We start from the raw sequence: 22,231 nt of genomic DNA on the forward strand, positions 1-22,231 counted from the left end.
ATTGTCAAACACATATTCTTATAAATTTTAAAAATCAGCTATGATTGGAATATATTCAATACTGTACCAAACAATTATTTCATTTGGATTTGTTTGAGTATCAATCGCTCTTTGAGTCGTTCTATAGTTGCTAAAACCAACTAAATACTCAATTGCCGTTTTCGCTTGAATTCCATTATCCCCACTTTTAGCTAATGATTCTTCTTCTTTCCCATCTTTATCAGTAAAATACAGATTTATAGGAATTTCCTTTGGTAATAGATTGACGTTTAGTGTATTTTTTAGTGTTACATCTTCTAACACTGTTCCTTGGTTTAACTTTTTATCTTTGTCAATGTAAGGCATTTTGTAATAGTAGCTATCTAGATTAGTAAATTCTTTTAACAAAACACCATCGCCGAAAGTTTTTAAGTCTTCTAATTTAGCAGGTACATCATGGCTATCTGAACCATCTTGCTTTTTATAAAACTTGATTCTAATAGGTTTTGATTTAGCATTTATCTGATTAAAATCATTTAAAACATAATCCCAATTATAAAATAGTGGAATTTTGGTTTCTTTTGGTTCTAGAACAACCGTTAGATACCTTCCATTCTTTTTCGACAAATCAATTGTTGCTAAACCTGTTTTTAATTGATTCAAATCAATCGTATTATCTGTATCAGATAATACATATCCTTTGTAGTTATACATTTCCGGTACGATTGGTTCAAAACGATAATTTGGATTAGCCAGTTTAGGCGATAAATTAACTTTTTTATATGATGGTAATTTATCAAATTCGTTTGATGGTGCTGTTATATTGACTGTACTATAAATACTTGCTTCATTTTGAGAATCAATATTACTTGCTTTTACATAGCCTCTATTCTCTTTAGTTGTATCTTTTGGTATAGCCAAATTGCCATTCTTATTTACTACTACTTGTCTTATCCAAATTGGATCAGATAAATGATTTTTAACTTCGTTAGTTGTCTCAGTTGGAGTCTGTTCTTCATTCTTATCATTGAATCCAAATCCAGTAAGAGTCGCTTTATTTTTGACTTCTAATCCAGCTGTTTTTCGTACCTTTACATTAAACATAAATGTTAATGTTTCTTTCTCAACGAGAGCTAAATTTTGGATAGACTCTGTATTCAATACAAACTGTCCGTCTGGTGTTGTCTTCCAAACTTGCGTATCTGGTATATTAGTTGCTGCTTCTGCATTCTTTTTAATAAAAGTTGTATTTGGAACAAGCTCTAAGCCTTTATCTAACGTATCATTTAAAACAATTTTAGCTACTTCCGTTGGCTTATTACTATCTTTTATATTAGCCGTTATTTCATAAGTTAGAATTTCATCATACGCAACTAGTTGCCCGTCTATATTTTCACGGTCCTGATTTTTTACTGATTTTTCTACTTTATCAAACTCACCAACTAACATAGATCTAGTATCTGCAATCTTGTATTGATTCTCTTGATGGTCATAAGGGAAAACTGTAATTTCTTTTTCTTGAATTGGTCGATAGCCGGTTGGAGCTTTCGTTTCATATAACCAAACTTTTCCAACAGGTATATTCGAAAGTTTTAATCGGCCATTCCCATCTGTTTCTCCAGTAGCTAGCACTGTTTTTTTATCTGTATCACGAACTTCGAAGACCGCTCCTTTTAGACGTTTATTATTATCTTCTTCAGCTACTTTTTCGATGTTAACATTTCCAAATAGTTTGATATTAGCATTTGTTGGAACGCCTTCTTTATCATCATAAGTAGGTCTTGTAAACATTTCATGATTCGGTTTACCAACTTCATCTTCTCTTGCTGCCATCAATACTTTACCTACGTTAGGAACTTTAATCATTCCTTTTTTATTTGGATCACTTTCACTAATAATTTTTTCAAATTCCTCTTTAGAAATTTTTTCTGCGTATTCCTTATTTACAGTAGCTTTGATAGTTACTTTAAAATGTCGGTTGTTAAAACTAGTTTCATTTAACAACTCCCTTGGTGCAGAAACTATTAATGTATTATTTTGAACTGATATATTCCATTTGGCTGTCTCATTTTTTCCACTTGTCATATCAATTACTGATACATCTTCTTTTCTGACTTTAAGCAGTGGGTTAATCTCATCCACAATATCATATTGAGGTTCAGAGTTATTCAACACTCTTGGTGGTACTGATTGAATAATCTCCCATTCAACAATGTTTTCGATTTTACTTGTCTCAGCATCCGTATCATCCTTCGTAGTAACTTTAAGAGGTGCTGGGAAAGAGATAGGTAATAGAGTATCTGATGTGAAATAGACATTAGATCCTCTAGCTCTTACATTCTGTACTGCCCTTGAAGTTGCATTGTTGGTATTTTCCCCATATTTTCTTCTTAACAAATTAAATGAGCCTGCTATATCACCATTTTCAGCCGGGTAATTTTTTAAATTTCTTTCAAAAATAGTTGATGAAAAGAAATATGCTGAAATATTTGGATTTTGTGTTGAGGCCTTTGTTGCAATCTCTTTCTGTTTGGATGGTCTCATATCATCTTTCAAATAAAAATTGCTAATATTATCTTCATTAAAACCATATGGTGAATATTTAGCCTTAGAATCTATACTCTTATCAACAGTCGTCAACTTCGTATAGAAAAACTCTAACAGTTGTTCTTGACGATTAGTTTCAACTTTTTGCGTTTTGTACTTCAAATATATTTCTGTATAGTAATCAGCTAAGTACTCTTTTATTTTGTCATCAGTATTCAATTTAGCTTCTTTAACCGGATAATCATAACGAGGATTAAATCCAATAGTTACTTTACTCGGGTCAATATTTGGGTCTGTTGTGGCTCTTGAATTAAAAAATTCGAATATACTTCTAATCTCGTTTTTATTAGTGGTATCAGCATAACCTTTTTGTTCTAATTTCTTCTCAATTATTTTAAAGAACATCAGTTCATTCTCAAAAGTTATGTAATCACCAGCACTAGTTGGATTAAAGACATGACCTGCCTTATTATTTTTCGCCAAATTTTCATCATAATCTACTCTTCCAAATGTAACAGGATTACCAAATATTGAAAAACTTTCCATAGCCGAAACATTAATTCTTAAATCAAATGATTTAGTTTCTTCATAAGTAAAAGATAACCAATTTGAAATCCGATATTCATTAACATTACTACGACTTCCTCGATTAAAATAGCGGTATCCATCATCTGTTGTCGTAAAACTTAGTTGACTAATCCAATCACTATCTTCAAAATAATATTGATTTAAATACTTATGAAAAGGATTTATTTTTTCAGCATGTAAATCTCCTTCTCTTAAACCAAGTGGGTCTTTAGCATGTTGTTTAACTAACGCCTCATCCACTTTTTTATTTCCTGAAGCATCTGTTTCAGTGTAATAATTTTCTAAAAACTTATCTGGATTAAAAGGATCAGACACATGTGGTTGCATTGGTTTACTATCACCTTTTTGTCCACCTTGTAATACATATAGATTACTAATATTAATATCTTTGTTAAACCCAATGCTTTCCTCATAGTCAAAGTCAGCATAAGTAAAGAAACCTCTAACTTTCATTTCTGCATTTTTGTTATCTGCTAATTTCTCTTTCCATTCAGCATCTTTTTTAGAATTATAAAATTTATAGGATACTTCAACGTAATTAGCACCATAATGATTTTCGTCCCCAATTTCTTCTTGTTTTTGATTTCCAATACCAGACCCACTAACAGACATAAAACTCGTGCTAGACTCTATTCCTTCAGCTGGTCTCATCAAACCAATAGAAACTTGATTTTTTAAAACCTTTGTATCCATTACAACACTTATTGGTTCGCCCTTATAAAAACCTAAATTAGTAAATTTGACATAGGCATGTTCGCCTTTTTTTACCATGTATTTTCCCATATCATTTACTTTTTCAGTTTCAGCAGCTCCTGTATTTTTGTAGATTTCTATTTTTTCATATGAGCCATTTGATTTTTCTTTATAGACTGTCACTTCTGTTCTTGGGCTAAAAGTCGGAACAAAGCCGTATTCCCCTTCAATACTCCACTGATTACTTAAAGGTCCACTTGAATGGCTTCCTTCCAGGGTTTCCCCTTGTTGAATCGCTCTATTTCTTGGAACAGCAACAATATTTCCTGAAATTCCTAATTCTTTTTTGACTGATTTCATTGTTTCTTCGTCATATAAGTTATAATCAGAGAAATTTTTCGCTGCAGGAACAATATGTGTGTCATTATTTGAAAATAATCCTGTAAAATTAAAGACTCTTCTGGCTTTAGGGACTGAGCTATCCATAATCTTTTGCTCATTACCTTCACCCATTAAGGTATTCCCCTCTTCAGAAGCAGCTACTGCTGTAACAGTCGCCAATGTCATAATTGAAATTAGTCCAAGAAATAAGGACATCATTACTTGATAAAATTTCTTATTTAACACCTTTTGTTTCATAACGATTTCCTCACTCCTTTTCTTTGTCTAATGCTTTAGCAACATTTTCTAAGCTAGTTGATTTAAATGCACCTGTTTCATCTTTCATATTCCACGCAGTTTGATAGTTATCGCCATCTGTTGTAATGGTTTCAGCTTTAATAGCGATCTTTAAAGAGCCTCCATCATAAACTTCATAATAAAATTCATTAGGATTAGATGGTTTAGCCTGTCCAGTTAAGACACTCTCATCTAATTTAATGCCTGTAAACAAACTAGTAGAACTTTTTTCAGGAGCTATTTTTTTTGTGTAGTAATAGTAATCATCGCCACCATCAATCCACTCAGCAGCATTATAATTTAACAATTCAATTTGTCCTGCTGTTGTTCCTGTATCTGTCGTCTTTTTAATATTAGCTGGTAACTGAATGCCATCTTTTGAAACCATTTCTGGTAGAACCATGACACGAACAAACAGATTGGTGTTTCCTGTATTGGCTACTTTTACCTCTTTTTTTATTTCTTTATTAACAGCAGTTTCTGTTCCTGGTTCAAATGTTTCATCTAATTTTCCTTCAAGATGAGACACAGTAAAATCATTTGTCACCAAGTCTGATTTGCGGTTATTTGCTGCATTTACTAATACGAACCCTAATGTAAAAATTGCAACGATCCCTAATGAGACGACCCCTTTTCTTTTAAGAGAGAGAAAGGTTTTACGACTCATTTTAGCTGGTTGTTTCATTTTCTTTTTCATTCTTTTCTCCTCTCACCTATTTTTCAAATTTGTCATCTGCTTCGTACATTTGAACAACTGATTGGCTAGGTGTCCACTTAGCTAGAGAATCTGAATTTGCTCTCACACCATAAGCACTTACATCAATTTTGTAAAGTTTATTTTTAGATGGATTAACTAGATTTTCTTTTAACACATTAACTGCTTCTAATACGCTAACACCTGATTGAGTTCCTCCTTCTAATACTTTTGAATAATAGAAGAAACCATCATCATATAACCAATAAGGATCAGTACTCGTCACATCTGGTACTGTTTTAACGCCATTAGAAAATACTAAAGAGAAGGGTTTTAATAAATCTGGTCGAGTATCTGTCTCTTGAAATTTATATTGGTAATTAATCTTTGAATCACCAATCACATAAAATTTTTCTTTTTCAAGCTTTCCTTGGTAAATGTTACCTTTTTCCCAACTATTCACATCAGAAGTAGTGGCAACTTTATCAGAAGACTCCTTTTTCTTCTTTTGAAGCATGCCTGTACTGTCATCCACTTTAAAAGTTGCAGTAGATTCTTCAAACTGAACTCTAACTATCGCTGGATTTTTTGAAATATTCTTCACATCTACTTTTTTAGTTATCTTTTTACCCTGTTCAAAGACACTATCTTGTTCGAACTCTTCAATAATTTTCACATCCAATGTACCAACTTCAGATTGCATGTGATTTTTTACCCAGCTTGAGTAACTTGACCAAGCAAATGTCGAACCAATCACAAGGACAAGAACAAATCCTGTACCAAACGCAGCAAACAACGGTTTATTCTCTTTTAATACCAGTTTAATTGCCTTTGATGTTGACATTTTTTTAGAGGGGTTATTTCTATTTCTACTCTTTTTCATTTTTCTCCTCCTATTTTCTATATTGATTAATTTCATAAAAAGATTATTACTAACACTTGCTTATGAAATTAATCAAGATTTCTTGATTAATTCCTTTGTTTTTCTCTGTTTTGGATAAATACTCTAAGCGCTAGTATTATCAGTAGAAAGCCAATTGCAATGCCTAATAATAAAAATGCGAGTTCTTCACCAGTTTTAGGTAAAATTCCTGCTAACCCAGGTTTCTTAGTTTCTTCTGGTTCAGTGATTTTTGACGGATCTCGCCTAGCACTAAATTCTAGTACAAACTCAACTGAATTTGGTGTTAGCCATTTTGATTCATCCACATCTTCAGGAATTTCAAAATCTGCTGTAAGGGTGGCAGATTCACCTGCTTTAAGTGAACTAATCTTAATTGGTTTTGTTTTATCACGCTTTTCTTTTACACCACTAAAATCAAGTGAACCTTGATAAACTTCTTTTGAGTTCACTTTAAATTTTACCTGTGTTACTTTGAGCAAATTCTCTTTCCCTTTAATAATAGGTTTGTATTTATCATAATTCATCTTCATATCAATCAGCATAGGCCCCGTATCCTTTTCAGAATAGTTACCTACTGAGATTGTTCGAGTAAATTTTGATCCTGGACGAAGATTTTTAGCTTCTATCAAATAGTTTCCGTCTTTTTCAACTCTAAACCCTTTATCGTCACCAATCAAAACTCCAGAAGGAAGATTATCATTAGCAGCATATACGGGTTTCACAAATAAGCATACAACGGCTAATGATAAAATAGAAATTAGGCACACCCTAGGTAGCTTATATTTCATTTGGAATCTTCCCTTCTAAACGTTTTTAAAGATTATTATTTTTCAGTAACTGGTGTTTCTGAATCTTCAATAGTTGCTTGACCTGATAAGTAGTTTAATAAATTTTCATGTTTATCTACAGTTAAACCAAATCCAGCACCATTTGATTCTGTAACTTTATTATCTTTGTCATATTTGGCTTTATTCTCTGGAGTAATATTACCACCCTGTGTTTTAGTTGTTAACATAATACGTGATGCTGGGATTGCTTCTGAACCAACATGTAAATCATAAGCTACTAAGTTAAATGTAGGGTCTTTAGCAAATGTAATTGAGTTAATCACTGAAGCACTAGTTTGAGTTCCTGAATTTAATGGAGTCATGTAGTAGAAGTAACCATCATCTTCATTGTAGAACCATTTTGCATTACCTAAGTTAGCTTTAAAATCAAATGATTTACCACTACCTGCAACTACACCAGCTGTAGAGTAATTAATCGTAATTTTATCACTTACTAATGAACCAACTTTTCCATTATCAAAAGCAGTTCCTTTTTGAGGTGTTACTTGAGTACCTGCTTTAACAAATACATTTTGGCCAGCCCAATCAGCTTCTTTTAGAGCGTTGTTAACTTTTGTTTTGTAACCCCAATAGCCAAGGTTTTTATCGGCTGCACTACCGTCTACATGAGTAGTTTTCACATCATAAGTATCGTTAGCTGTATTACGTTCAACTAAACCTGAAACTTTTTGAGCAACTTTAACTTCACTTTTTCCATCTTTAGCTTTTAATTTATCTAATTCATCATTTTGATACTTTTTATAATTTCCTGTAAAGTTCATTTCCGGTCTTACTGGAATAAGGAATTTTTCATCTTTGAAATTAAAATTAGCTGGGAAACTATCACTTTTTACAGTTGTTTCAAAAACAAGTGCAGATTCAGCGTTAGCACCAGTTCCTTTAACAAATAATTTTAATCCTGCAGGAGCAGCAGCGCCGTCAAGTCTAAGTTTAGCTGACATGTCTTTCCATTCTCTTGAAGCTTCAGTACCTAAATAATACTCTTTAGCATCAAAAATAACTGGGAATCCAGCCTCTTCAGGTGTTTTATAAGCTGCAGAATCTGTAGCACCATCTGCTAATTTAGAGATTTGCTCTTCCATAGATACACGAACAAATGAAGCTACTGGTGTTGAGTTAAGAACGTCAACTTTTTTCGTAATTGTTCCACCTTCACCTGTAATTACTGGTGGAGTAAATTCTTCGACGATTGTTACTTTACCACTGTCAAAACCTAATGATTGCATGTGGTTACGTACCCAATCTGTATAACTTTTCCATGCATATGTTCCTGAAAGAGCTAAAATCAAGATTAATGCAGCCAAAATACTAAGTAATTTTTTCTTTTGGCCATCTTTGCCTTTAGTGCTAAATTGAATTTTTTTCACTTTTTTTTCCTCCTAAATAAATTAAATATATGTGAACACACATAGGTTAGTACGTGTGGCTCAACCAATTATCAGTTGATTCTCCCCTTTTTAATAAGCTACTCTTAAGTATTTAAGAGTCACGATAATACCAAACAACGTAGATAATAAAATAGCAACCACTACGATATGTTTTTTCAAGAAGCTCAAAATAAATCCAGCATTAGGAATAGATTTAACAACCTTTCCTTGTACCTGACTAGCTCCTATTGGCACATCATTACCTGTATTGGCATCCCCTTTTGTTGTTATAAAAGCTTGACGTTTTTCTTTTTTCTCTTTGTCTATTCCGACAACCCTATGCGTTAAGTACACCGATTTATTACCTCTAACCGGATTAAACGTGATAATATCACCTTTCTTCAACTCATAAGGATCTTGGGATTTAACAAAAATTAAAGAACCTTTTTCAAAACCATTTTTGTATTCCGTTTTTTTATTAGGCTTCATCGATTCAGTTAAAACTGTCATTATTTTATAACCAAAAATATTAGCATCCTTATCCCCAAAGTAAACTAGTCCAGCTCCAGCAATTACAGCAATTAAAGTCACATAAAAAATGAGATTGCCTATCGTACCAATTAATTTTGATTTGGTACTTCTTGGCACTGCTTGAGCAACTTGTACTTGCTCTAAAGTTTGATTATTCACATGTTTTTTGCCTTTATTGCTACCTTTTTTGGACTTTTTACTACTAGAACTTTTTTTAGTTTTAGTCTTATTTCTACTATCTTTAGCTGAAGAACTACTAGATTTACTTTTAGTTCTTTTACTACCCGACTTACTATTTGTTCCTGAAGAAGACTTCTTTTTCTTTACTTTCTTTCTTTTGATTTCTTCTTTATTTTCAACTTCCACATGATTCCCCCAAAATAACAGCATTTTATATAAATAACAATATATATAACAGATTATACGTGTATATAATCGAACCGTCAACGTCACTTTTTGTATAAACAAAACCAAGAAGTTCCATATAACGTTTTAGATATTGTGTTAAATATACAAAAAAACTTGAATATTCCTTAACAATTAATAAAATCTTTTAATTTCACTATTATCAAAAATAAGAACCATAAGCAGTTTTACGATTAAAAAGAAATACACTTTATATTTTATATGTTTATTTTCTTTTAGTCAATAAACTTTTTGTATTAAATTACTTCAAAAACTTAACTTTTCGAAGTATTTATATATATACATATACTAACGCCTATAAATGACAGCTTTTATGTCACTAACTACTATTAAAAGGAAATAAAAAAAGAAAAAACGTTCAATTTTAGTTATTGAACGTTCTTTTTTTTCTTTCGTTTGCTCTTTTTCTTTTTTTTAGATGACGTTTTTCTTTTCTTTTTCTTACTGGTTTTTACTTTAATTAATTTTCCACTTAGAATAACAGCAACTATAGCTATAATTAACAGTAAAAATAAGCTAATTTTCACCCAATGCCAAAAATTTTCATTACTTTTTGTCTTATTTGGTACTTCTTCTATAGAAGAATCTGTGCTTTCGATTTGTATTGTCTTTTTTTTGGAAATAGTTGTCTGATCTTTTTTTTCTATACTTGATGCTTCTTCTTTTTTTTCTGTATTACTTGTTTCCTTTTTCTTTTCTTTATTATCTTCTTTTTGTTCTTTTGGTTTCTGATTCTCTTTCTTTTCTTGCTTTTTCTCCTTAATGTTAGGGGCATTAGGTGGTGGTGTTTCTTCTCCATCTGATAAAAGTCGATTCTCTGCTAAGTCAAACATAATACTATTAGGCTCTAGTCCCTCTTGATTTATAGCATTTATAATCACCATTTGGATATCTTTAGGCACTTCAAAACTAAACTCTCCTGATTCTGGTACTTCCATATTTTCACCAAAGTCAGTGGTTATAAGAGCTCCTGGTGCGGAATAGCCATTTAATTTTCTGCCTTCTTTTTCAAATGCCACTTGTTCAATAGGTGTTTTTTCATAACTATTCAATGCATCTAGTTCTGCTGGTCCATCATCTTCCGCCCAAACACTTACTGGAAATAATATCAGAAGTAAAAATACTATTATTTTTTTCATTTCAACCTCCTATGATATAAATTTAACATAAAAATGATTTTTGACAATAAAATTATTAATTATCCCTGAAAGTAATCAATTTTAACAAAAAAACCAGACATTCAATTAAGAATATCCGGTAGTAATTAAATTTGTTTCTTCTATATTATAAATAATTTACTTTACTGCAATTGCTTCTATTTCTACTTTTGCGTCTTTTGGTAATCTTGCTACTTCAATTGTACTTCTACTTGGAAATGGTTCTTTAAAAAAGCTTCCATATACTTCATTCACAACAGCAAAATCTTCCATATTTGATAGAAAGATTGTCGTCTTTACGACATTATCCATTGTTAAGCCAGTTTCTTCTAAGATGGCTTTCATATTTTCTAAGCTTTGTTTTGTTTGTTCTGCTACATCTTCAGACATTTCACCTGTTGTTGCATTAATCGGTAGTTGTCCTGAAACAAAACTGAAATCTCCTGTCACGTTGACACCTTGTGAGTATGGTCCAATCGCTTGAGGTGCTTTGTCTGTTGCAATTTGTTTTTTCATTCTACATCCTACTTTCTTTATATTCTTATGTAAGGGCTTTAATAAAATGATTATAACATAAGTCATTTTTTGATAAGTAAAATGTGATAAGTCTTTAATGAAAGATTAAGGAGCAATAAATCTAAATGACTTATTGCTCCTTTCTAATTAAGCTAAATAGCCATTTCTAGGTTCTACTTCAAATGCTTGTGCTAACTCTTTTAACTGTGTGTCAGATATTTCTTGTTTAATTCCTCCCTGACTCATGACATGTGTATACACTTTAGCAGCTTTTTCTGCTGTTTCAATCAAGCCAAAAACGTCATCTAAACTTTCTCCCGAACCATAAATACCATGAAACGGCCATAGAACTAAGCGATATTCTTCCATTTTTTTAGCTGTTTCTTTTCCAATTTCAACAGTACCCGGTACAAGCCAAGGAATAATGCCTACTCCTTCTGGAAAAACAACTAGACATTCTGTACACATTTTCCAAAGGGCTTTAGTAAACGCTTTCTCAGATAGTGGATGAGTAAACGTCATTGCTAACAAGTGTGTAGCATGATTATGCATAACTACTCGATGCTTAGAATCAACTTTTAGTCGTGCTATATGAGTCATTAAATGGGTCGGTAATTCACTTGTTGGTAAAGTATCGTTAGAAAAGCCCCACATTAATTCGAGTTTAGTTCCTGATTCATGAATTCGAACTATTCCTAACGATTCTTCAGGGAATTTCTCTATATTTTTAAAATAAATACCTGAGCCTGTTACTAAAAAATAATGACCTTTTAAAAAACTAGCATCAAAATCAATTGGAATTACGTTGAGTACCTCATCCACATTCAAAAAGTCTCTAATTTCTTCTTCATCTAATAAGATACTTATGTTACCACCATTTCGTTCATCCCAACCTAATCGATACAGATTAGTCGTCGTACTAGTTAGCTCTTTCATTAAATACCAATTTAATATCTTTTTTTGCATTTTTTTCTCCTATAATAAACTTTCGTATAAAGAGATTATTTCTTCTATTGTTACTTCTCTTGGATTACCAGGTGTACAAACATCATTTAAAGCATCTTTAGCTATTGCTGGTAAATCTTCTTTTCTTACTCCTAGTTCTGAGATGGTTGATGGTATTCCAACATCTGTACTTAATTTTTGAATTGCTTCAACAGCTCTATCTCTAACCTCGTCTAATAACATGGTCTCTGCACCATTAATTCCCAAGACTTTTGCTATCTCTCTGTATTTTTCACCAGTGTATTCTTTATTAAAAGCCATAACAGTCGGAAGTAACGACGCGCATGCTACTCCATGAGGAACATCATACCAAGCACTTAATGGATGAGCCATTCCATGTACTAAACCTAGTCCCACATTCGAAAAGCCCATTCCGGCTAAGTATTGAGCTAATGCCATTTTTTCACGGTTATCTTGATTTCCATTCACTGAACCTCTTAATGATGAACCTATTATTTCAATTGCTTTCAGATGAAGCATATCACTCATTTCCCAAGCTCCTGGTGTAACAAAGCCTTCAATAGCATGAGTCATTGCATCCATTCCAGTCGCAGCACATAGACTTTTTGGCATTCCCATCATCATATCACTATCCACAAACGAAACAACTGGTATATCATGAGGGTCTACACATACAAACTTACGATTATTTTTTTTATCAGTAATCACATAATTAATAGTAACTTCAGCTGCTGTTCCTGATGTTGTGGGAATAGCCAATATTGGTAATGCAGGTTTTTTGGTATCAGCAACTCCTTCTAAACTGATAACATCTTCAAATTCTGGATTTGTGATGATAATTCCAATCGCTTTTGCTGTATCAATTGGTGAACCTCCTCCAATTGCGATAAGACAATCTGCCTTTGATTCTTTTGCAAAAGCCACTCCTGCCTGTACATCTTCAATAGAAGGATTTGGAACAATACCATCAAAAACATTATATGCAATCTTTTCTTGATCAAAAAGTTGTGTCACTTTTTTGGTTAAACCAATCTTGACTAATTCTTTATCTGTAACAACTAAAATATTTTTAAAGCCACGTTTATTTATTTCTCGTGTCACTTCATTGATTGCACCTTTACCAAAATAGGATGTTTCATTTAAAATCATTCGATTTACTGTCATTTTTTACTATCTCCTTTTTTGTTTTATAGTCTGTAGCCTTGCCATTAAATCTGTCTGTCGTCCAAATTGATTGACTAACTTCTCATAAACATCAAATAACTCATCATAGACAGCGGCATTTTCTTGATTAACCTCATACTTTTCTGAATAGTCATCCAGTGACATACTATGAATAATAGTTTCTAACGTTTTTTCTTCATCTCTTGCTAATAAAGAGAAAATTGCTGCACTCTTAGCTCCTGTCTCTAGTTCATTGGATATTAAAACTGGTTTTTTTATAACATCGCTATAAATTTGGTTTAATAATTTATTTTTATGAGGTAATCCTCCACAAAATACTAAATTATCAATTGGAATATCATTACTTTCAAAATTTTCAACAATCATCCGTTTACCAAAAGCTGTCGCTTCAATTAAAGCTCGGTATATCTCTTCTGGTTTTGTCTTTAATGTCATTCCAACCACTAAACCTGTTAATTGGGCATTCATTAAAGTTGATCGATTACCATTCCACCAATCTAAAGCTATCAATCCAGATTGGCCTGGTTGTAACTTAGCTGCTAAACTCTCTAAATATTGATAAATTGTTTGATTATTTTCTTTTGCCTGGCTAAAGTAATTCTTTGGAACTTGTGTTTCAACAAACCAAGAAAAAATATCACCTACTGCATTCTGACCTGTTTCATACGCTTGAAGCCCTTTAACCGCTCCATCTTTTACAAGTCCTGCAATACCTGGAATCACTTTTTTTTCATTGGTTAATAGGATATCACAACTTGAAGTGCCAATAATGTTTAACATGACATTGGCTTTTGTTACTCCAGTAGAAGCTACGCAGACATGAGCATCTATGTTATTGACAGCAATAACTGTCTCTTCGGATAAGCCTAACGTTTTGGCCATCTCTTTTTTCAAGTGACCAGCTTTTGTTCCTATATCATAAACATCAGGATGTATTTTTTCTGAAATAACATCTTTAAAATCTGGATGGACCGATTCAAAAAAATCTACTGAAGGATAACCTCCCAATTCTTCTTGATAGAGTGCTTTATAACCGGCACACGACTTACTTCTCTTTTGTTGTCCAGTAAGTTGCCAAACAAGCCAGTCACCAGCCTCGATGAAATAGTCCATCTCTTGATACACTGCTGGAGCTTCTTCTAAAATTTGTAATAATTTTGGAAATAGCCATTCTGAAGAAATTTTCCCTCCATAATAAGGTAACCATGGCTCCTTTCTGTCCAGAGCAACTTGATTAATATGATCTGCTTGTTTTTGAGCAGCGTGATGTTTCCATAATTTTACCCACGCATGTGGTTCCTTTTTAAAGGCTTCCTTCTTTAACAAGGGTTCACCACTCTCATCTACTGGTAACACTGTACAACAGGTAAAATCTATTCCTAAACTTTTGATATCTTTCCTTGATATTTGCTTCTGTTCTCCTTGGCTTATCAAACTTTTAACAACATATTCTAAGCCTTCCAAATAATCATCTGTATGTTGTAGACACCAATAATCATCTAAGAATTTCTGCGTTTCTGGTAATTTATCCGTTATAACACTATGAGGATACTCATAAGTTTCTACCCCAAAAACATTTCCCTTTTTACTATCAATTAAAATGCCTCTAACTGATAAGGTTCCGTAATCTAAACCAATAGCATAATCTACCATTTAAATTCTCCTTTACTGTTTAAAATAAAAGAGGGAACCGATTTTTTCGGCGCCCTCTTTATATACGAACCTTATTTAAGTGAAAGATTTTTTTATTTTACGCCATGTCTTACACCGTTCATCTATTTATATAAAGGGCCAAACGTTTCGCAAGCTTTAAAATCTACATATTCTATATCTTTTGTGCCAAATCCTGTAAAGGCATGTGGTCTGAAAATTCTTTCTGACTCTACATTATGGAGTGCTACTGGAATTCTTAACATACTCGCTAAAGTAATCACTTCATGTCCAACATGACCATGAACTGTAGCGCCGTGATTTGCTCCCCAATGATCCATTACATTATAAACATTTTCAAATCCTGGTTCCCCTAGTCGAGGAGCAAACCAAGTTGTTGGCCATGTTTTATCTGTTCTTTTATCTAATGCCGTATGAATGTCTTCATCTAAAACGCATGTATGTCCTTCTGCTATTTGTAAAGTTGGGCCAACGCCGTCAACGATATTTAATCGAATCATTGTGACTGGCATTTCAGCATCAGTGTAGAAATGGGATGAGTATCCTCCTCCACGGAAATACTCATAGTTTGCCCGACACCAATCAGTTTTATTTAGACAAGCCATTATGTCATCTTCTGTCATCTGCCAAAATTCTTTCATAACTGGCTCCTCGTTCTCATCTCTTAAAGGAACACTCCAATCAAGAGCAGAAGCTCCTGAATTGATTAAATGTAAAACTCCATTTTCTGCTTTACCTGTTAATTTTTTCCCAGTTACTCGTTCTACTGATTCCGGGCTCCAATAGGTTCTTACATCAGAGAAAATAGGTGATTTGTTAGTTAATAGGGTACCAAATAACATAGATACTGCATTTAGTGTGTCATTTTCCGTTGCAAAGGCAGTAACTGGTCTAGGGCCATTCCAATCAAATGTTGAAGCCATAATAGCTTCTGTAAAATCTCCATTTGGTAACCAATCTGTCCATTGGCGTTGACCTTGAAAACCACCTGAAATTGCATTACGACCTCTTGCTTCTTCATGCCAACCAATATCTGCTAATTTTTCATTACCAAATAAAATATCACGAATAACGAGTGCTTGTTTAGCAATAAATTCCCAATCTTCATTAGCAGGAACTACTTTAGATTTCGTAATAATCTCAGGGAAATCTTTCCCTTCATTGATATCAATACCTTCTTTACAATAATCTTTAATCCATTGTAAAGCTTTTTCATATTCTTCTTTATCGTAAATTTCCAATGTAATTCGACGAAGAATTTCTGTCATGTCAACATATTCTAAAGTCATTCCTAAATATTTAGTAAATAATTGACTATCTGCTTGAGAACCTGCAATTCCCATACAAGATGAACCTAAGTTAACATAAGATTTACCTTTCATTTGACCTATTGCAAATACACCTTTTGCAAATGAGAGAATTTTTTCCTGAACATCTTCTGGAATACTATTATCATCTAATTCTTGAACTTCTTTTCCATATATCTTAAAAGCAGGGTATCCTTTTTGTGCGTATCCTGCCATAGCCGCAGCTAGATAAACAGCTCCTGGTCTTTCTGTTCCGTTGAATCCCCAAACAGCTTTAATTGTCTGGTTATTTAAATCCATTGTTTCTGTTCCGTAACACCAACTTGGTGTAACAGATAATGTTCCAATGATATTTTCGCCTAGAAATTGCTCTTCTACAATTCCTGCGTCACCACGTCCTCCGATTGTACGATCTGCAACCACACATTGAACCTTAGTACCATCTGCATATCTAAGACTTGATTCAATCAGCTCTTTTGCAGCCAGTGCCATCGCCATTGTTTTTTCCTCAAGACTTTCACGGACTCCGCCTTGTCTGCCATCAATAATTGGTCTAATTCCTAGCTTTGGATAATTCGTCATTTTTTTGCCTCCTTATTATTTAAAAAAACTAATTTTTATTCATATAATAATTCTTGAATATCGTCTTTATCAATGTTTTCTTTTGTATACCATTCAACTCCAGTATCAACATCAGTTACTTTCTCTCCCTTTGATGCCTTCACTGCTAATTTAACTGATTCATATCCAATCTTAACTGGATTTTGAGTGACAGAACCTAAGAATTTACCATTGCGAATTGCATCTTGTTGCAATGCACCTGAATCAAATCCGACAGCTAAAATTTTGTCATCTTCCACTCCGATACGATCACCTAATCCATCATTAGCATTAATAATTGATTTAGCGCCATATTCATTTGATCCATAAATAGCTAGTAAATCTTTCTTTTCTAATAAAGCTGATGCTTCTGTTTTTCCAGCAGCATCTGTTACTTCTGCAGGAACACGAAGTTCGATAATGGCTTTAGCATCTTTTCCCTTAACATCATTTTTAAATTTATCATGACCGGTTACTTGAACTTTTCCTTTACCAATCTTCTCGTTAGATTCTAACAATTCAACCATCTTTTCAATAAAACCGCCTGTACGTTGAGAAATTGAAAGTGAATTAACCTCTTGAGAAACAACACCAATTCTGAAAGTTTTATCTTCAATTCGTTTTTCTAATTCTTTGTATAAGTTTTCAGCTGCAATTGCTCCAGCCTTATTGTTATCTGTTGAAGCAGTTGCTTTTACAGCACCTTCTGGAGCATCTGGTACACCTGAGTCAAACCCAATAATTGGAATATCTTTAGATTTAGCTGTTTCAATCGCATCTAATTCAGCTTCCGTATCTAATGCAGCTAGAGCGATAGCATCTGGGTTTTTATTGATAGCATTATTCAACATTTCTAATTGTTCAGCAATAGCGGTTTCATCTTTTGGCCCAACAAAGTTCATTGTGACATTATCTTCCTCTGCTGCTTTTTTAGCACCTGATTGTACAGCTTTCCAAAAGTCATGTTGAAATCCTTTTGCAACAACTTCTACTTTTGCTCCACCATCTTTGGATTCTTTAGAGCCTTCTTCTTTTCCTTTTTCTCCAGAACAAGCAGCTAGTAGAGTAATTGCTACCGTTGACATTAATAAAATTCCCATCGTTTTTTTCTTCATTTTATTCTCTCCTATTTGTTAAGTTTTTTATTTCGATAAATATCAATATAAACCGCTAAAATGACAACGAATCCAGTTATAAAAATTTGATAATGTGGTTGTAAATCAATATAAGGCAAGCCAACCTTTAAAACGGTCATAATAAAGACCCCAATAACAGTTCCTAAAATAGAACCAACACCACCGGCAAGAGATGTTCCACCTACCACAACTGCGGCTATAGCATCTAATTCAAATCCTGAGCCTCCACCTGGCATAACTGTTGTATAAGTTGCTGCATAAGCAATAGCTGCTAAACCTGCAAAGAAACCTGCTATAACATAGGTTGAAGCCTCTACCTTAACAATATTGATTCCTGATAACCTCGTTGCTTCTCTATTACTACCGATTGCAAAGATATAACGACCTAATTTAGTTTTCATTAAGATAACAGTTGCAAGAATTGCCATAACAATTAACAAGATAACTCCTGTTGGAAAATTACCAGCTGTTCTAAAAATTGATTTGTACCAACCATCTGGACCACCTCTTAAAGGAAAGGTTTCAGTTTGAACATTAGAGACTATTGAACTTAGTCCCCTTGTAATCATCATGGTGCCGAGTGTTGCAATAAATGCGGGAAGTCTTAATTTAGCAACTAAAATACCATTTACTAAACCGAAAAACGTTGCCACAGCTAATATAGCTAGCAGTGCTACCCAAAGTGGTGCTCTTAATTGGTTATAAATCACTCCACCAGTAATTGCAGCACACATCATATTGGTTCCGATAGATAAATCAATGCCTCCTGTTATAATGACAAATGTTACTCCTAATGCTAAAAATCCTACATAGTAAGAGGCATCCAAAATACTAGTCAGAGTAGAAGTACTCCTAAAAGCTGGACTCATCATAGAAAAGAAGCCATAAATTAAAAATAAAACAATTAAAATGATAAGTTGTTGTAACCCGATTTTATCAACTAGCTTTTTTAAGCCACTTTTATTTTGATGCTCTAAACTATTTTTCTCCAAAGTATTCTCCATTACACTACCGCCTCTCTCATTGTTGCAAAGTGTAATATTTTCTCCTGAGTTGCCTCTGAAATATCAACTTCACCTGTTTTTTTACCTTCACACATTACCATGACCCGATCACTCATTCTTAAAATTTCAGTTAACTCTGATGAAATCATAATGATAGATTTCCCCATCTTAGTTAACTCAGTCATTAGTTCATAAATTTCACTTTTTGCACCAACATCAATTCCTCTAGTCGGCTCATCAAAAATTAAAATGTCACTATCTTGTTCCAACCATTTAGCAATAACTACCTTTTGCTGATTACCACCTGAAAGATTACGAATCAATTGGTGTGCAGATGGTGTTTTTATACCTAACATCTTGATAAATTTATTACTTGTTTCGTTGATTTTTTTATCATTAATTAGTCCACCACTAACGTAATTTCCAACGTTTGTCATAACAATGTTATTTTCTACAGACATGCCTACAACGACACCATATTGTTTTCTATCTTCAGACAAATAGCCGATTCCATTCTCAACAGCATCTTTTGGTTGGTTGATTTCAACTTTTTTATCATGAACATAAATTTCTCCAGAGTCTTTCTGGTCAGCTCCAAAAATCAAACGGGCCATCTCTGTTCTACCTGCCCCCATTAATCCAGAAACACCTAATATCTCACCCTGTTTCAAATCAAAGCTAAGATTTTTCACTTTATTTCCCAAAGATAAATTTTTAACCGATAACACAACTTTTGCATCATCTGAAACTTCAGAATGTTGTTTTGGTTCCTCGTAAATGACTCGACCAACCATCATATCTATGATTTCATCTTTAGTTGAACTAGCTGTATCAATAGTTCCTACATATTCACCATCCCGCATTACCGTGACACGATCAGTGATTCTTTTAATCTCATCCATTCGATGTGAAATATAAACAATTCCTATATCCTTTTGCTTTAAATCCTCGATAATATTAAACAATTCATTTATCTCAGATTCTGTTAAAGCTGCTGTTGGTTCATCAAAAACGATAATTTTAGCATTCATTGAGATAGCCTTAGCAATTTCAACCATCTGCATCTTACCAACTGTCAGATGTCCTACTTGTTCTTTCGGATTGACTGTCATATTTAAGCGATTAAATAACTCTTCGGTTTTACGATTAATATCAGAGTCATCTGTAAAAATGCCTTTCATAGATTCTCTACCAATAAAAATATTTTGAGCAACTGATAAATGATTAATCATATTTAATTCTTGATGAACAATAACAATTCCATCATCCATTGCTTCTTTGGGATTTTTATAATTAATTTCACGACCATTATAGTTAATTGTTCCAGCATCTTTTTCATAGATTCCTGTTAAAATTTTCATCAATGTCGATTTTCCAGCGCCATTCTCACCCATTAGAGCATGAACTTCACCTTTTTTTAACGTAAGGTTTACATTATCTAAAGCTTGTACAGCACCAAAACTCTTAGAAATTTGATTCATTTCTAAAATAACTTCACTCATGTGTTAATACCTCCTTTTTAGTGAACAACACCTTTTTTCAAAAGGATATTGGCGTAGATCGCTTCCTCTCCTGTGGCAACAATTGCATATGCTTCTTTTCCTCGATTATAGAATTCTTGACGTGTTAGAAGTTCTATTTTGTCATTTTCAACCACAGCTTCTTTTATTATTTTTTTGTAGTCATCCCAAATCACTGGAATCGTCGGGTCTCCCTCAGCCACCTGCATCAATCCGATTGAATACTCCTGATAAGTATCCATTGGAAATAGTTTCAATATACTATCTAATAACTCTGGAACACCCAAACCGTCACATCTAACAAGTTTCTTAGCATTAGAAGCAGCTGGATAATTACCATCAGCAATAACTATTTCATCTCCATGTCCCATTTCCATTAAAACCTTCACTAATTCAGGCGATAAATTTTTCGGAATATTTTTTAACATATTTACTCACCTCTATTCTTTATCTAATAGCTTTTGATATTTTGGAAATTGATTTTCCCATGCTTCTTTTCTTTCTGGAAAATAATAGGTCACATTTGATATTTTTTTTATCCACTCTCTTGCTTCATAAACACTATCAATCACTTGGTGTGCCATTAATTGCTGTATAATATTTCCTATCGCAGTTGCCTCTACCGGTCCTGCACAAACTCTCATCCCTGTTGCATCAGCAACCATTTGACAAAGTAAGGCTGATTGAGAGCCTCCACCAACAATATTTAAAGTATCAAATTCGTTTCCTACAGCATCAATAATTTCTAGTGTCGTGTATTTATACTTAAAGGCTAAACTTTCGTAAACACATCTAAATAATTCTCCAGGTTCTTCTGGTAACTCTTGATTTGTTTCTTTTGCGTATGCCTGAATTTTCTCTTTCATCTTTCCAGGTGACGTAAATCTAGGATCATCTGTATCTATTAGACAGCGAAATGCTTTTTTCTTTTCAGTCATATCCGTTATTTCATCATAAGAATAATCCATTCCCTGCTCTCTAAAATTGCGTTTTAGTTCTTGAATAATCCAAAGTCCAGTACAATTTTTTAGAAATCGAGTTGTTTTATTATTTCCACTTTCATTCGTTAAATTATAGTTTTGAGCTTTTTGAGTGACTATTGGCTCTTCTAACTCAGTTCCAACAAGTGACCAAGTACCACAAGAAATAAATAGAAAATTTTGATTAGATGGAACACTTAAAACAGCACTTGCTGTATCATGTTCACAAACATTAATTACCTCAATTGCTGGTAGTCCAAAACTACTTTTTAACTTACCTAGTTGATTCCCTTCTGTCACAATGTCAGGAAAAAGACTAGCGGGTAATTGAAATAAATCCATCAATTCTTTATTCCAATCTTTTGTATAAGGGTTCGTTAATTGAGTTGTTGACGCAATACTCTGCTCTGTTTTCATATTTCCAGTTAATAAGTAATTTAGTAAATCAGGCATTAAAAGTACTTTATCGATTCTCTCAAACAAATCAGGTCTTTCATTTTTTACAGTGAGCAATTGAAATAATGTATTAATTTCCATTAACTGGTTCCCTGTTTGTTGATACAATTCTTCTTTTGATATTATCTTTTTCAAATACGTGAGACTTCCTTTAGTTCGACTATCACGATAGTGAACTGAATTTTCTAACAACTCACCAGATTTATCTAGTAAACCAAAATCAACTCCCCATGTATCAATTCCCAAGCTTTCGATTGGATATTTATCTGTCGCTTTTTTTATTCCAATTAAAATATTTTCTAATAAATAGTCAATGTTCCAAAATAAAGTATTTTCTTTTTCTAAGATTTGATTATCAAATCGATGAACTTCCTCAAGATTTAAGTTGCCATTTTTATATTTCCCAACAATAGCTCTTCCTGACGAAGCCCCAAAATCAAATGCCAAAACATTTAAATTCATCTTAAAAACCCCTTTA

General features: G+C 33.1%; 17 protein-coding genes. All 17 read right to left on the bottom strand.

What is annotated here, in order from left to right; genetic code table 11:
- Positions 1-27: 27 nt before the first annotated feature.
- The gene (locus tag H9L18_RS11255) at positions 28-4,446 is read right to left on the bottom strand and encodes a SpaA isopeptide-forming pilin-related protein (RefSeq protein ID WP_126792209.1); all 4,419 of its coding nucleotides are present in this window, start codon (positions 4,444-4,446) and stop codon (positions 28-30) included.
- Positions 4,447-4,456: 10 nt separating this feature from the next.
- Positions 4,457-5,182 (bottom strand): hypothetical protein, encoded by a 726-nt coding sequence (locus H9L18_RS11260; protein ID WP_126792207.1) that lies wholly within the window; start codon positions 5,180-5,182, stop codon positions 4,457-4,459.
- A gap of 16 nt (positions 5,183-5,198) precedes the next feature.
- Positions 5,199-6,062 carry a hypothetical protein gene (locus H9L18_RS11265; protein ID WP_126792205.1) on the bottom strand — a complete coding sequence of 288 codons (864 nt, stop codon included), beginning with the start codon at positions 6,060-6,062 and terminating at the stop codon, positions 5,199-5,201.
- Positions 6,063-6,148: 86 nt separating this feature from the next.
- Positions 6,149-6,871, bottom strand: coding sequence for a hypothetical protein (locus H9L18_RS11270; RefSeq protein ID WP_126792203.1), 723 nt, complete (start codon positions 6,869-6,871; stop codon positions 6,149-6,151).
- 35 nt (positions 6,872-6,906) lie between these two features.
- On the bottom strand, positions 6,907-8,298 hold the full coding sequence (locus H9L18_RS11275; protein WP_126792201.1) for a hypothetical protein: 1,392 nt from the start codon (positions 8,296-8,298) through the stop codon (positions 6,907-6,909).
- Between the two features lie 90 nt (positions 8,299-8,388).
- Positions 8,389-9,195, bottom strand: coding sequence for a signal peptidase I (locus H9L18_RS11280; RefSeq protein ID WP_185847420.1), 807 nt, complete (start codon positions 9,193-9,195; stop codon positions 8,389-8,391).
- A gap of 428 nt (positions 9,196-9,623) precedes the next feature.
- A complete protein-coding gene (locus H9L18_RS11285) occupies positions 9,624-10,394 on the bottom strand; it encodes a hypothetical protein (RefSeq protein ID WP_185847419.1) in 771 nt (256 codons plus the stop codon).
- A gap of 156 nt (positions 10,395-10,550) precedes the next feature.
- Positions 10,551-10,928 (bottom strand): RidA family protein, encoded by a 378-nt coding sequence (locus tag H9L18_RS11290; protein ID WP_126792197.1) that lies wholly within the window; start codon positions 10,926-10,928, stop codon positions 10,551-10,553.
- A 147-nt stretch (positions 10,929-11,075) separates the two neighbouring features.
- Positions 11,076-11,894, bottom strand: coding sequence for a rhamnulose-1-phosphate aldolase (rhaD, locus tag H9L18_RS11295; RefSeq protein ID WP_126792195.1), 819 nt, complete (start codon positions 11,892-11,894; stop codon positions 11,076-11,078).
- A gap of 9 nt (positions 11,895-11,903) precedes the next feature.
- The gene (fucO, locus tag H9L18_RS11300; protein WP_246433279.1) at positions 11,904-13,058 is read right to left on the bottom strand and encodes a lactaldehyde reductase; all 1,155 of its coding nucleotides are present in this window, start codon (positions 13,056-13,058) and stop codon (positions 11,904-11,906) included.
- A gap of 6 nt (positions 13,059-13,064) precedes the next feature.
- Entirely contained in the window at positions 13,065-14,732 is a 1,668-nt protein-coding gene (locus tag H9L18_RS11305; RefSeq protein ID WP_126792192.1) for a ribulokinase, read from the bottom strand.
- A 122-nt stretch (positions 14,733-14,854) separates the two neighbouring features.
- A complete protein-coding gene (locus H9L18_RS11310) occupies positions 14,855-16,639 on the bottom strand; it encodes an L-fucose isomerase (RefSeq protein ID WP_126792190.1) in 1,785 nt (594 codons plus the stop codon).
- A 35-nt stretch (positions 16,640-16,674) separates the two neighbouring features.
- On the bottom strand, positions 16,675-17,772 hold the full coding sequence (locus tag H9L18_RS11315) for an ABC transporter substrate-binding protein (RefSeq protein ID WP_126792188.1): 1,098 nt from the start codon (positions 17,770-17,772) through the stop codon (positions 16,675-16,677).
- An 11-nt stretch (positions 17,773-17,783) separates the two neighbouring features.
- Positions 17,784-18,797, bottom strand: a complete 1,014-nt coding sequence (locus tag H9L18_RS11320) for an ABC transporter permease (RefSeq protein ID WP_126792186.1) — start codon at positions 18,795-18,797, stop codon at positions 17,784-17,786.
- Positions 18,797-20,299, bottom strand: a complete 1,503-nt coding sequence (locus H9L18_RS11325) for a sugar ABC transporter ATP-binding protein (protein ID WP_126792184.1) — start codon at positions 20,297-20,299, stop codon at positions 18,797-18,799. Before H9L18_RS11325 ends, H9L18_RS11320 begins: the two co-directional genes overlap by 1 nt.
- A gap of 17 nt (positions 20,300-20,316) precedes the next feature.
- Positions 20,317-20,745, bottom strand: a complete 429-nt coding sequence (locus H9L18_RS11330; protein ID WP_126792181.1) for an RbsD/FucU family protein — start codon at positions 20,743-20,745, stop codon at positions 20,317-20,319.
- Between the two features lie 12 nt (positions 20,746-20,757).
- Entirely contained in the window at positions 20,758-22,215 is a 1,458-nt protein-coding gene (locus H9L18_RS11335) for a rhamnulokinase (protein WP_126792179.1), read from the bottom strand.
- Positions 22,216-22,231: the final 16 nt, after the last annotated feature.

This window comes from Vagococcus carniphilus (genome assembly GCF_014397115.1).
GTDB lineage: Bacteria > Bacillota > Bacilli > Lactobacillales > Vagococcaceae > Vagococcus > Vagococcus carniphilus.

Excerpts from the sequence above, each read along its gene's own strand:
- H9L18_RS11260 (WP_126792207.1), bottom strand. The coding sequence starts at position 5,182 with ATGAAAAAGAAAATGAAACAACCAGCTAAAATGAGTCGTAAAACCTTT.
- H9L18_RS11270 (WP_126792203.1), bottom strand. The coding sequence starts at position 6,871 with ATGAAATATAAGCTACCTAGGGTGTGCCTAATTTCTATTTTATCATTA.
- H9L18_RS11315 (WP_126792188.1), bottom strand. The coding sequence starts at position 17,772 with ATGAAGAAAAAAACGATGGGAATTTTATTAATGTCAACGGTAGCAATT.
- H9L18_RS11305 (WP_126792192.1), bottom strand. The coding sequence starts at position 14,732 with ATGGTAGATTATGCTATTGGTTTAGATTACGGAACCTTATCAGTTAGA.
- rhaD (WP_126792195.1), bottom strand. The coding sequence starts at position 11,894 with ATGCAAAAAAAGATATTAAATTGGTATTTAATGAAAGAGCTAACTAGT.
- H9L18_RS11285 (WP_185847419.1), bottom strand. The coding sequence starts at position 10,394 with ATGAAAAAAATAATAGTATTTTTACTTCTGATATTATTTCCAGTAAGT.
- H9L18_RS11255 (WP_126792209.1), bottom strand. The coding sequence starts at position 4,446 with ATGAAACAAAAGGTGTTAAATAAGAAATTTTATCAAGTAATGATGTCC.
- H9L18_RS11335 (WP_126792179.1), bottom strand. The coding sequence starts at position 22,215 with ATGAATTTAAATGTTTTGGCATTTGATTTTGGGGCTTCGTCAGGAAGA.
- H9L18_RS11310 (WP_126792190.1), bottom strand. The coding sequence starts at position 16,639 with ATGACGAATTATCCAAAGCTAGGAATTAGACCAATTATTGATGGCAGA.
- H9L18_RS11265 (WP_126792205.1), bottom strand. The coding sequence starts at position 6,062 with ATGAAAAAGAGTAGAAATAGAAATAACCCCTCTAAAAAAATGTCAACA.
- H9L18_RS11290 (WP_126792197.1), bottom strand. The coding sequence starts at position 10,928 with ATGAAAAAACAAATTGCAACAGACAAAGCACCTCAAGCGATTGGACCA.
- fucO (WP_246433279.1), bottom strand. The coding sequence starts at position 13,058 with ATGACAGTAAATCGAATGATTTTAAATGAAACATCCTATTTTGGTAAA.
- H9L18_RS11330 (WP_126792181.1), bottom strand. The coding sequence starts at position 20,745 with ATGTTAAAAAATATTCCGAAAAATTTATCGCCTGAATTAGTGAAGGTT.
- H9L18_RS11320 (WP_126792186.1), bottom strand. The coding sequence starts at position 18,797 with ATGGAGAATACTTTGGAGAAAAATAGTTTAGAGCATCAAAATAAAAGT.
- H9L18_RS11325 (WP_126792184.1), bottom strand. The coding sequence starts at position 20,299 with ATGAGTGAAGTTATTTTAGAAATGAATCAAATTTCTAAGAGTTTTGGT.